This window comes from Atlantibacter sp. RC6 (genome assembly GCF_014193285.1).
Classification (GTDB): domain Bacteria; phylum Pseudomonadota; class Gammaproteobacteria; order Enterobacterales; family Enterobacteriaceae; genus Atlantibacter.
In genome coordinates, this window is record NZ_JACHZE010000001.1 from 501632 (window position 1) to 513920 (window position 12289).

Sequence of the window (12289 nt, forward strand, 5' to 3'; positions counted from 1 at the left end):
ATTTCATTACAGAGTCCGTAACCCAAATTTGACGAGGTGCTTTTTTTCACATACGCTGCGCCGCACAATTCAGTATGGAATTCATTTTTCTCAGAGGGAAGCGTGAAGAATCGCACTCTTGGCAGTACTTTTATCGTCGCCGGCACCACCATTGGCGCCGGAATGCTGGCGATGCCGCTGGCGGCGGCTGGCGTGGGTTTTGGTGTAACGTTTATCTTACTGGTTGGTTTATGGGCGCTGATGTGCTACACCGCCCTGCTGTTGGTAGAAGTGTATCAGCACGTGCCAGCCGATACGGGCCTTGGCTCGCTGGCGCGTCGCTATCTGGGTAAATACGGCCAGTGGCTGACCGGCTTTAGTATGCTGTTTCTGATGTACGCCCTGACTGCCGCCTATATCAGCGGCGCGGGAGAATTGCTGGCGTCCAGCCTGTCGCAGTGGCTTTCAACGGCAATCACGCCCAGCAGCGGCGTACTGATGTTTACTCTGGTGGCAGGCGGCATTGTCTGTATCGGCACCCATATGGTGGATATGTTTAACCGCCTGCTGTTCAGCGCCAAGATTGTGCTACTGGTTGTGATGCTGGCGCTGATGATGCCACATATCCATCACGCTAATCTGCTGACGATGCCGCTGGAAAAAGGCCTCGCACTGTCGGCGATCCCGGTTATTTTCACCTCGTTTGGCTTTCACGGCAGCGTGCCGAGCGTGGTCAGCTATCTGAATGGCGATTTGCGCAAGCTGCGCCGGGTGTTTATTACCGGTAGCGCGATCCCGCTGGTAGCCTATATCTTCTGGCAACTGGCAACGCTGGGGGCAATTGATTCCGCCACTTTCAGCGGGCTTATCGCCAGCCACAGCGGGTTAAACGGCCTGCTACAGGCGGTACGTGAAGTGGTCGCCAGCCCGCACGTCGAGCTGGCGGTGCATCTGTTTGCCGACCTGGCACTGGCAACCTCGTTCCTTGGGGTGTCGTTAGGGCTGTTCGATTATCTGAGCGATTTGTTCCAGCGCAGCCGCAAAGCCTCCGGGCGCATTCAGAGTGGCTTGATTACTTTCGCGCCGCCGCTGGTGTTCGCGCTGTTTTATCCCCAGGGATTTGTAATGGCGCTGGGCTATGCCGGGGTGGCGCTGGCGATCCTGGCGCTGATTATTCCCTCGCTGCTGGTGTGGAAAAGCCGTCAACAGCACAGCGATGCGGGATACCGGGTGATGGGCGGGACGCCGCTGCTGGCGCTGATATTCGCCTGCGGCATCGGGATTATTGTGATTCAGGCGCTGATTGCCGCCGGGTTGTTGCCGGAAGCGGGATAAACAAAGGGCGGAAACATCGATTTCCGCCCTTTTTAGTTACGCGATTACGCGCCCATCGGCGGGGTAAACGCGGTCAGTTCCAGCGCCGGGCCGGTGTATTTCTCCGCCATCACCAGCGCGGTGTTACCCGCGCATCCGTTCGCCAGACGCGAGGTCGGGATGTCTTTGGTGAGCACGTTGGCCCCGCCGTTTTTACAGATCCCGGTACCGGCGTAATCCAGATCCGGCCATGCGCCTTCATGGATACACACCACGCCCTGCTTGATGCCATCGGTGACTTTCGCCCCGACCAACACCTGGCCGCGAGCGTTCCAGACGCGAACCAGATCGCCATCGGCAATACCGCGTTTTTTAGCGTCTTCCGGATGGATGTAGAAAGGCTCACGGTTCGCCACGGCGTACTCTTTACGCAGCGAGGCGTAGTTGAGCTGGCTGTGCAGGCGGTGCGCCGGGTGCGCGGTCAGCAGTTGCAGTTCGCCCTCTTTGGCGTTGCCTGCCCACTCGTCCGGCTCCAGCCAGGTCGGGTGCGCCGGGCAATCCTTGTAATTAAAGCCTTCGATGGTTTTCGAGTAGATCTCGATTTTGCCGCTCGGGGTGCCCAGCGGGTTCATCACCGGATCTTTACGGAAATCGGCATAGCGTACAAAGGCTTCTTCTTTGGGGTTTTTACGCATTTCGATCAGCTTGTTAGCTTCCCAGAATGCGGTGAACTGCGGCATGTTAACGCGCTGCTGACGCGCGCCTTTCTGCGCCACGTCATAGAACTCACGCAGCCAGTCCATTTCGCTCTTGCCTTCGGTGTAGGCCGCTTTGCCGCCAGGCTTCAGCAATTCCGCCATGTCCGCGAACACGTCAAAGTCGTTACGCGCTTCGAACTGCGGTTCGATGACCTGCTTCATCGGCACCAGATGCTGGTTACTGTAGTCGCCGGTCATGGTCAGGTCGTTACGCTCGAACGAGGTGGTGATCGGCAGAACGATATCGGCATGCTTAGCTGCTGCCGTCCAGTAGCACTCGGAGATCACCACCATTTCCGGTTTCTGCCAAGCTTTCACCAGGCGGTTAGTGTCCTGGTGATGAGTAAAGTTGCCGCCGCCGGCCCACCAGATCATGCGCAGATCCGGGAAGGTTTGTTCTTTACCGTTATGCTGGTATTTGCCGCCGGGGTTTTCCAGCGCTTCAACGATACGGGCCACCGGGAAGGCTTCCACAGCATCGGACGTCGCCCAGTCGTTGCCTGCGGAAGAGCCGCCGGCAATTTTGGCGGAAATGGCCGACAGCACGCCGCCGCTGCGGGTTGGGTTGCCGCCGTTGGAGTAATGGTAAGAGAAGCCGAAACCGCCGCCTTCTGTACCGATCTGGCCGAGCATCGCCGCCAGGGTAACCAGCATCCAGTGACGCTGTTCGCCGTACTGCTGGCGCTGAATGCCCCAACCGCCCATCAGCATGGTTCTGTTTTTGGCGAAAATTTCCGCCAGGATTTCCATCTGCTTCGCCGGAACGCCGCAAATCTTCTCGGCCCAGGCCGGGGTTTTCGGCGTATTGTCGCTCTTACCGGTCAGATAGGCTTCAAATTCGCTGTAGCCAGTAGTGTATTTTTCCAGGAAGGCTTTGTCGTGCAGGCCTTTTTCCACCAGCACGTTGGCGATACCGAGCATCATCGCCACGTCGGTGCCCATGTTCGGCGCAATCCACTGGGCTTTGTCACCGAAGAATTCGATAGTTTCGGAGCGAATCGGGTCGATGGCGATAACCGTTTTACCGGAGGCTTTCAACTTGTTGAAGTACTCCAGGCCCTGCTCGTCAGTACTACTCCAGGCGATTTTCAGGGTGTTAAGCGGGTTAAGGCCCCACAGCACCACCACCTGGCTGTGCTCCAGCACTACCGGCCACACAGTCTGCTGTTCGTACACTTCCACGGAACCCACCACGTGCGGCATGATCACCTGCGCCGCGCCGGTTGAGTAGTCGCCAGTATGGCCGGTATAGCCGCCCGCCATGCTCATATAACGTTGCAGCAGGGTCTGCGCTTTATGCAGCACGCCGCTGGAGCGCCAGCCGTAGGAGCCGGCAAATACCGATGACGGGCCATGTTCGGTGCGAATACGTGCATGCTGCTCATGGATCAACTTCAGGGCGTCAGCCCAGGAAACGCGCACAAATTCATCTTTGCCGCGTTTGCCGTCCGGTTTGCCTGGCGCGCTCAGGAAGCCTTTACGCACCATTGGATACTTAATGCGGCACGGAGTATGGGCCTGATCCGGCGCGGTGGTTTGCAGCGAGTTAGGGATGGTTTTCGCCAGCGCACCGCGTGAAGAAACAATTTTGCCGTCTTTAACTTCGATATACATCGCGCCCCAGCGTCCGGCTGTGAGGATCGCGTTGCCCGGTGCTTCCGCTGCCCAGGCCTGCATCGGGATGGCGGAGGTGATCATCATCGCGCCGGCGGAACCGCCAGCATATTTAATAAAATTGCGTCGTGTAAGATTCATAGGTTCTCCTTTATTAATCCTTGTTCTGTTATTCCCTGGTGGCGATATCTTTGGCGTGATACTGGAACCAGCGGGTCAGGATGTCTAAATCCTCGGCGCTGATATCGGTTCTCGCACCCATCCCTTTTGCTACGGAAGGCCAGGCGTTGAGGGTGTAATGCTCGGATGAAATCGGGGCGTGGCAGCCGGAGCAGTACGCCTGGTCGAGGGTTTTGGCGTAGTTCCAAATCTCGTCAGGCTTGCCGAGCGCCGGTTCTGCGAGCGGCGCGCGCAGCGACACGCTACGCCAGGCGTTGCCATACGGATCTTTTTCCCAGTCGCCGGAAACCTTAACGGCTTTCTGGCCTTCTTCGGTCAGCGTCGCCAGCACCAGGCGTTGGCCAGCCGCCAGGTAAATCACCTGTTCCGCGCCCTGCATCTGGCTGCCGGTAATTTCCACTTCACGCGCATCGCCGGATTGACCCACCACGGCCAGTTTGGTGGCAGGATAAACGGTGCCCAGATTGCCCAGCGGCGCAGGTGCGACCGGATACACTTCTTTGGCATCAGCAGGGGTTTGGCGCGCATGCTCGATCAACGCATCGTGAGCTTTGCTGTCGATGGTGATTTCAGGTGGGAAGTGCGCAACGCCTTTATGGCAGTCGATACAGGTCTGCTTTTCCTTGATGCCCAGCGCATGCATTTTCTGCGCGTCAGCGCTCTGCTTTTGCAGGTCCATGGCGTCAAACTGGTGGCACGAGCGGCAGGTGGCCGAGTCGTTGGCTTTCAGCTGATCCCAGACGGTTTGCGCCATTGCCAGCCGGTGCTCTTCGAATTTTTCCGGGGTGTCGATTTTACCGGTCACAAACTCGTGATAGATATCTTTGCTCGCGCGGATTTTGGTGATCAGGTAGTCCATTCCGGACTGGGGAATATGGCAATCGTGGCACTCGGCGCGAATGCCCTTTTGGTTCATAAAGTGCGCAGAGCCCTGATACTCTTCATAAGGCGCTTGCATGGTGTGGCAGGAGAGGCAAAACGACGTTTCCGATGTTTTATGCATCACCCACATTGAAGAAACCGCTAACGCACCTCCCAGTAAAACGCCAACAAACAGCAACCCTATAATCCATTTCCATTTCTTGCTCATTACCTTGCCTTTAATTAATCCATCAATGGTATGTATCGTTGTAAGGCGGGTATTTTGAGGGATGCGGGTAATATAAAAATTGATGTAACACAAAAGTGGTATTAACCAGAAAGGGTTAAACGTGCTTTTGATCGAAGTTTTGCAAAATTGCGGTTAAGAATTGAGCTAACTGATTGTTGTGCCAGAAGTTATTACCGTATCGCTATATATTTTAATATATAACGAATAATGAAATTACTTTGAGTGATTAATTAAAAAAATAAACCGGCTTTTCAGGCCGGTTTATTTCGCGCTTAGTGTAAGCAGCAATTTTTATATTTTTTTCCGCTGCCGCAAGGACAAGGATCGTTACGTCCCACTTTGGTTTCAGCAATATAAGGCGTCGGCGCATCGGGTTCAGGATGCTGATTTTCCGACCAGTACTCATACAAACTCAGCGCCGCCAGGCGAATGTCATCAATGCTGCGCTGGTACTCTTCCGGAGCCATTTTTTCCAGTACGCCGAGGTTATCTTCACGCCCGTGAAGGGCGATAGAATCCAGCGACAGGCGATGCGACTCCGGCAGCGTTGACCAGTCCGACAGCTCTGCGCCGCGCAGATAACCGTAACACCAGTCCTCGACCACGATATACGTTTCGCCTTCGACTTCCTGCTCGCCAAACAACGGCTCGAACTGGTCAGGATACGCGCTCAGACGATCTTCCACATCTTCCAGATGCTGGAACACCAGGGTCATAAAGCGCTCCATTTCGCGCTCGTTCTGCCATTTCGGCACGTTGTCGGCCCCGCCCCACAGCGCCACCAGCCATTCGCTGGGTTCCGGCATCGACGGCCCGGAAAGCAGCGCAGTCAGCATGCCGTCCAGTTCGGAGACATCCACCACCGAGCGTTCGCTGGCATACTTCGCTAAAACATCATCAAGCCATTCCAGCTCTTTTTCATTCAGTGGTCCCTGATTCATACGGTCGCCTCCTCTGGCGTGCGTTACCCACAGTTTCACGCAATTATAACGCGATTCCGCGGTAAAACGCGTGGCAATCAACGCGGCTTATCACGCGTTGGCACCAGAATAAAAGGACCGTTGACCACCAGCCTGAGCCTTGCGCGTGAACGGCTCACCACTCGTATGGGTTGTGGATTGACGATAACTGTCAGAATAGGTCGCCAGGCCATCATCATTTCCTCCGCTTTTTGATGAACATAGCGTGGCGGCAGCACTCTCACCGTCAGCAGAAAGTCGCAATCGCGATTCACCGAACTGGTGCATAAGGGGGCGAAAGATGGCGCATTTTCGCGCATGTGGATTTGACCCCGGCCCTGGCGCAGGCATTTTTAGCGGGTTTGCTGCTCTGGTACGCGCTTTGCAACGCCCTCTCAGGTTTTTCCATTCTGGCGAGGTAAGGTATGGCAAGCGTAACCGAACAACCAACAACACTAAAACGCACTCTTGGCAGCTTCCGTTTATGGGGAATTGCCGTCGGGCTGGTGATCTCCGGGGAGTATTTCGGCTGGAGCTACGGCTGGTCCCAGGCAGGCACCATGGGATTTCTGATCGTGGCGTTGGCCATCGCCGCGATGTATTGCGCCTTCATTTTTAGTTTTACCGAACTGACCACCGCCATTCCGCACGCGGGCGGGCCATTCGCCTACGCGTATCGCGCCTTTGGGCCGACAGGCGGGTTTATCGCCGGGTTCGCCACGTTAATTGAGTTTGTCTTTGCGCCACCCGCCATCGCCATGGCGATTGGGGCCTATCTGAACGTGCAATTCCCGGCGTTGGATCCGAAATGGGTGGCTGTCGGGGCGTATCTGATCTTTATGACGTTGAATATTCTCGGTGTCGGCATTGCCGCCACCTTCGAGCTGATTGTCACGCTGCTGGCGATCTTTGAGCTGCTGGTGTTTATGGGCGTAGTCGCGCCGGGCTTCTCCTGGGACAACTTTACCGCCAACGGCTGGGCGGGCGCGGAGAGCTTCAGCAACCTGGCGCTGCCGGGGATGTTTGCCGCGATCCCTTTCGCGATTTGGTTTTTCCTGGCTATTGAAGGGGCGTCGATGGCGGCTGAAGAAGCACGCGATCCGCAGCGCACTATTCCCCGCGCGCTGGGCGGCGGCATTGTGACCTTAACGGTACTGGCGGTCGGTGTGATGGTGTTTGCGGGCGGCGTGGGCGACTGGCGCGCGCTGTCGAATATTAACGATCCGCTGCCACAGGCGATGAAAGTGGTGGTCGGCAGCAGCAGCGGCTGGCTGCATATGCTGGTCTGGTTGGGGCTGTTCGGGCTGGTGGCGTCGTTCCACGGCATTATTATGGGCTATTCCCGGCAGATCTTTTCCCTGGCGCGCGCCGGGTTCCTCCCGGCCTCGCTGGCGAAGGTAAACCGCCGCACCCGCACGCCGCATCTGGCAATCCTCGCGGGCGGCGTGGTGGGCATCGCCGCTATCTTCTCTGACTCGCTGATCACCATCAGCGGGATGCCGTTAACGGCGTGCATCGTCACCATGTCGGTATTTGGCGCTATTGTTATGTATATCGTCTCTATGCTGGCGCTGTTTAAGCTGCGTCGCAGCGAGCCGAATCTGATCCGTCCGTTTAAAGCGCCGCTGTTCCCGGTCGCGCCTGCGTTTGCCCTTGGGATGGCGGTGCTGTGTCTGGCGGCGATGATTTACTACAACACGGTGCTGGCGCTGATTTTCGCCGCCATGATGCTCGGCGGCTACGTGTGGTTCCGCATCTCAGCCCCGGCGCGCCAGCGAGCGGCGCTCGACCCGCAGCTGCGGGCGCTGTCGTAAGGAGAAACGCATGTATCGCACCACTCTGGCGCACCGGGTTTACCGGTTCGCCAGCCTGAAAGAGGTGATGGCGAAGGCGACCCCTGCCCGCTCCGGCGACAGCCTGGCGGGCGTGGCGGCGGAGAGCGCCGAAGAGCGCATGGCGGCGAAAATGGCGCTCGCCGAGGTTCCGTTGCGCGATTTGCTGGTTAATCCGCTCATTCCTTATGAATCTGATGAAGTGACGCGCTTAATTGTCGACACTCACGACGCCGACGCCTTTACGCCCATCAGCCATTTAACGGTAGGCGATTTCCGTGACTGGTTGCTGAACGACGAGGCAGACAGCGCCACGCTTAGCCGTATCGCGCGCGGCGTAACGCCCGAAATGGCGGCGGCGGTGAGTAAGCTGATGCGCAATCAGGATTTGATTCTGGTCGCCAGCAAATGCAGGGTGATCACGCGCTTTCGCAACACCATCGGTCTGCCGGGGCACTTAAGCGTGCGCCTTCAGCCCAATCATCCCACGGACGATCTCAAAGGCATTGCCGCCAGTTTGCTCGATGGCCTGCTGTACGGGGCGGGCGACGCGGTGGTGGGCATTAATCCAGCCAGCGACAGCCTGCCGGTGCTGGATCGGCTCAATCATATGATGGATGACATCATCCAGCGCTTTGCCATTCCCACTCAGTCATGCGTGCTAACCCACGTCACCAATACGATCCAACTTATCGAGCGCGGCTCCCCGGTGGACCTGGTGTTCCAGTCGGTGGCCGGTACTGAAGCGGCGAACCGCGGATTTGGGATTTCACTCTCTTTACTGGCGCAAGCGCGTGACGCAGCGCTGTCGCTGAAGCGCGGAACGCTCGGCGACAATGTGATGTATTTCGAAACCGGCCAGGGGAGTTGCCTGTCGGCCAATGCTCATCACGGCGTGGATCAGCAAACCTGCGAAGCTCGCGCCTACGCGGTGGCGCGCCATTTCGATCCGCTGCTGGTGAATACCGTGGTGGGGTTTATCGGCCCGGAATACCTGTACGACGGCAAGCAAATTATCCGCGCCGGGCTGGAGGACCATTTCTGCGGCAAACTGATGGGGCTGCCGTTGGGCTGCGACGTCTGCTACACCAATCACGCCGAGGCGGATCAGGATGATATGGATACCCTGCTGACGCTGCTGTGCAACGCCGGGCTGACCTTTCTGATCGGCGTACCGGGCGCGGATGACATTATGCTGAATTACCAGAGCACGTCCTTTCACGATGCGCTGTACGCGCGACGGTTGCTGGGGCTGAAACACGCGCCGGAATTTGCCCACTGGCTGAGCCAGATGCAGATTATCGATAACCAGGGGCAGTTGCGCTTAACCGGCGCCAGCCATCCGCTGCTGGCTGCTATGCCGTAAGGAGAAGCTATGTACGCACCCGATGCCTGGAAAGCACTCAACCAGTTTACCGACGCCCGGATTGCGCTGGGGCGCAGCGGCGCAAGCCTGCCCACCGCCGAAGTATTGAAGTTTGGCCTGGCCCATGCCCAGGCGCGTGACGCTATTCATCAGCCGTTCGACAGTGATACCCTTGCCGCGCAGCTCGGCGCGCTGGATCTGGAAACGCTGACGGTCCACAGCCAGGCAACCGACCGTCATATCTACCTTAACCGGCCCGATCTGGGGCGACGTCTGGATGAGCCGAGTCGCGCGCTGCTGTCGGCCCGGTGCGCATCGCCGCACGACGTGCTGCTGGTGATTGGCGACGGGCTCTCTTCCCATGCCGTTCATCGCCAGGCGGTGCCGTTGGTCAAGGCGCTGCTGCCCTTTCTTGCCACGCTCGGCTTATCCACCGGTCCGGTGGTGCTGGCCCACCAGTCGCGGGTCGCGCTGGGTGACGATATTGGCGAATGCCTGAACAGTAAGGCGGTGGCGATCCTGATCGGCGAGCGGCCAGGGCTGTCGTCGCCGGATAGCCTGGGCGTCTATCTGACGTGGAAACCCGAGCGTGCGCGGATTGAGTCCGAGCGCAATTGCATTTCCAATATCCGCCCTGAAGGGCTCGGCTATGATGCGGCGGCGTTTAAACTGGCCTGGCTACTGGAGCAGGCATTTTTACGGCGGCTGACGGGAGTGGGACTGAAGGATGAAAGCGATAACCCGGCGCTGTGGGACAGGGTCAGGCCGGGGTTAGCGACTTAAACGGAAAACGGGTCAATTGAATAGATAAACTGACCCGCCATGACATCGCCGGTAGCACTGTCATACTGCCACGCAACCAGCGGGTGCTCCGCTTTGGCGGCATTGTAGTCCACGCATATCACGGACTGGCTAAGAACAGCCGGTTCGCCCGCCAGCGTGTAGTGCCCCACCACGACCGGCGCGCCCGTAAGGGCGGGATAAGAACGGGCGAGCGGGATGTCGGGAATGCATTCCACCACGTCGGGTTGCACCTGAGCAAGCTGTCGCCATGTTGTCGCGTCGTCTAACCACCAGCGGACGCGGATGTTGCGCCGTTCAATACCGGTTTTATCCAGAAAGCTGTAACCCTCAGGCAGCGTTATTTCGGGCCCTTTGAGTACCGTTTCCAGCAAACCGTAAAGCTCATGCTGTTTATCAAAGGCAAATTGCCAGCTTTCTGGTTTGAGACGGTTTTGATCATCAAGCCAGGGCTTTAGCTGCACCAGCGCGGCTTCATCCCAGCAGGCGTGAATCGCCCGGATGTCGCCAAAATCGATAAACAGCGGCAGGGTTTTAAACCAGTCGATCCAGGCGGCATGCTGCGGGCTGTTTTCCGTCACATCCTCTAAAAAGGCCTGATGCTGACGGGCATTGTTCGCCGTATGCGGTCGCAGCGGCAAGCCCGTTTTCTGGTGACGCATTGCCCATCCGACGGCGTTAAATTCATGATTTCCCATCAGGCAAATTGCGCGCCCGGCATCCACGTGGGCCTTGACGTGATTGAGAACGGCCAGTTGATCGATATGCGCTCCGGGTTGGTTATCAATCAGGTCGCCAAGAAAGATCATCATTGCGTCATCTTGTGAATCTATATGTGACATCAGCGCATCCAGCTTCCCGGACTGGCCATGAATATCACCGATAAAAATTTTCTTGCTGGTAAGCCGTTGTGAATGTGGCATCACTTCTCCCGATTTGCTTCAGCGTGAATCCAGAGCGATCCAGACAGCTGATTTACTTCAATAGTACTGTATCAAATGTGATATTCGCACAGCCGGAAATTATTAACACATGACGGGTAATTAAAAGAGACGTAAACACCCCCACAAATTGAGAAGTGAGTTTGCCTTTTGAAAATAGATAGCTAATCAACCACGACTATGCCCTTCACGGTTAAGTAACGTTTCTGGAAAGAGTGAGCTTGCCACACCAATCATAAGATACTCCAGAAACGATAACCTTATCGGACCAAACTCAGGCCAAATACCTGCTTCATTTTTGTTCCATGCTTTACACCAGAACCAGATATCTTGCTTTAATTGCGGTCGTTCAGTTGGATAGGTAATAAATAAATGTTTTGCCCAATACTGATACTTTATTGTAACGTACCTGGCATCATGCCCCGGCAAAACTGAAGCACTCAGATCCCCAATATGGTATTGGTAGTTGTCCCCCCACCGGGCAAATTTGTCTTTAACCCGGGCCACATTTGTAATGTTGGCAGATACAGGATTGCTACGCCCTTTCGATTCCGCTTTGCCTATATAAAGCGGAATGACATCATTGCCTTGTCGTTGAAACATCATATAGATAAGGCCATCAAATTGGTTACATTCGTGCTCAATATCTTCTATCAGAATGTTTGTCTGTGATATAACCCTTGCTTCCATCGACGCACTTCGCGAGAGAATTTTTCTTGACGACGCCTTACCAAACTGTCGGACGCGTACATATGATTCGTGGTCTGTGTCAAAGAGGTGTGTGCTATTTTCAATTACTTGCTGGCTGCGACAGAAATCATCCCATAAAGCTTTACGTTGACCAAATACGTGCTGTTCGATCATTTTTAATCACTCTCGAAAACCCATAACTTACCATTAAATGATATCATCATAAATTCTCTATATCGATTCAACGGCATGGCAAACATGAACATTAGCCAAAGCGGCTACGGCATTATCACCCTTAATGCAGTTAAACTTATCAGACAGCAATTCTCTCCAACCGAAGCGTGGCAACATGCTGTTGCAGGAAAAGAAAAAGGCTGTCCTAAATCAGCATTTCTGGGCTTGTGTCAATTTGGATGGGTGAAAGATATACAGCCCGGAGATTATCTTTCTTCTCGCGCATTAAAAGGACCCAATAAAGATTACGCAATCCGGGCAGCCCAGCTTTTACTCAATAATCCTGAAGCGGATTATACTCCTCATCAATTGTGGACCTTGAGCATTTCTGGTCTCACTAACCCTCCAGCTAATCATAATCAGCAAATGAATGTTGTGCTTGCTCTCAGAGAGGCAGGCTTACTTATCGAAGGGATAACACCTTAACAGATGCCGTAAGGCCATAGGGGGTACTTATAAGCTAAATGGCTAGCTGCAGTATATTTTTTGCCGGGTTGCGCTATGAAAATG

11 protein-coding genes are annotated in these 12289 nt (G+C 55.7%); 5 read left to right on the forward strand and 6 right to left on the reverse strand.

Translation table 11 applies throughout. The features are described from left to right. The first annotated feature begins 102 nt into the window (after positions 1 to 102). Entirely contained in the window at positions 103 to 1314 is a 1212-nt protein-coding gene (gene tyrP, locus FHW74_RS02535) for a tyrosine transporter TyrP (RefSeq protein ID WP_183169003.1), read from the forward strand. A gap of 44 nt (positions 1315 to 1358) precedes the next feature. Here tyrP and FHW74_RS02540 read toward each other — a convergent pair whose 3' ends face one another. From FHW74_RS02540 to FHW74_RS02555, 4 genes are all read right to left on the reverse strand, one after another. Further along, positions 1359 to 3806 carry a molybdopterin guanine dinucleotide-containing S/N-oxide reductase gene (locus tag FHW74_RS02540; RefSeq protein ID WP_183169004.1) on the reverse strand — a complete coding sequence of 816 codons (2448 nt, stop codon included), beginning with the start codon at positions 3804 to 3806 and terminating at the stop codon, positions 1359 to 1361. Between the two features lie 28 nt (positions 3807 to 3834). Further along, positions 3835 to 4935, reverse strand: a complete 1101-nt coding sequence (locus tag FHW74_RS02545; protein WP_183169005.1) for a NapC/NirT family cytochrome c — start codon at positions 4933 to 4935, stop codon at positions 3835 to 3837. 293 nt (positions 4936 to 5228) lie between these two features. Then, positions 5229 to 5897, reverse strand: coding sequence for a YecA family protein (locus FHW74_RS02550; RefSeq protein WP_183169006.1), 669 nt, complete (start codon positions 5895 to 5897; stop codon positions 5229 to 5231). A gap of 77 nt (positions 5898 to 5974) precedes the next feature. Next, positions 5975 to 6235, reverse strand: coding sequence for a hypothetical protein (locus tag FHW74_RS02555; RefSeq protein ID WP_183169007.1), 261 nt, complete (start codon positions 6233 to 6235; stop codon positions 5975 to 5977). Positions 6236 to 6340: 105 nt separating this feature from the next. Between FHW74_RS02555 and eat the strand changes: the two genes are divergently transcribed. The 3 genes from eat to eutC are packed head-to-tail and all read left to right on the forward strand — an operon-like array spanning position 6341 to position 9896. After that, the gene (gene eat, locus FHW74_RS02560; RefSeq protein ID WP_183169008.1) at positions 6341 to 7729 is read left to right on the forward strand and encodes an ethanolamine permease; all 1389 of its coding nucleotides are present in this window, start codon (positions 6341 to 6343) and stop codon (positions 7727 to 7729) included. A 10-nt stretch (positions 7730 to 7739) separates the two neighbouring features. Next, on the forward strand, positions 7740 to 9113 hold the full coding sequence (locus tag FHW74_RS02565; protein WP_183169009.1) for an ethanolamine ammonia-lyase subunit EutB: 1374 nt from the start codon (positions 7740 to 7742) through the stop codon (positions 9111 to 9113). 9 nt (positions 9114 to 9122) lie between these two features. After that, complete coding sequence (eutC, locus tag FHW74_RS02570; RefSeq protein ID WP_183169010.1) at positions 9123 to 9896, forward strand: ethanolamine ammonia-lyase subunit EutC; 774 nt, start codon at positions 9123 to 9125, stop codon at positions 9894 to 9896. Here the strand turns inward: eutC and FHW74_RS02575 are convergent. Next, positions 9893 to 10837 carry a metallophosphoesterase gene (locus FHW74_RS02575; protein WP_183169011.1) on the reverse strand — a complete coding sequence of 315 codons (945 nt, stop codon included), beginning with the start codon at positions 10835 to 10837 and terminating at the stop codon, positions 9893 to 9895. The genes eutC and FHW74_RS02575 overlap by 4 nt on opposite strands. A gap of 186 nt (positions 10838 to 11023) precedes the next feature. After that, positions 11024 to 11719, reverse strand: a complete 696-nt coding sequence (locus FHW74_RS02580) for a hypothetical protein (protein WP_183169012.1) — start codon at positions 11717 to 11719, stop codon at positions 11024 to 11026. Between the two features lie 84 nt (positions 11720 to 11803). Between FHW74_RS02580 and FHW74_RS02585 the strand changes: the two genes are divergently transcribed. Beyond that, positions 11804 to 12205, forward strand: coding sequence for a hypothetical protein (locus tag FHW74_RS02585; RefSeq protein ID WP_183169013.1), 402 nt, complete (start codon positions 11804 to 11806; stop codon positions 12203 to 12205). The last annotated feature ends 84 nt before the right edge of the window (positions 12206 to 12289 follow it).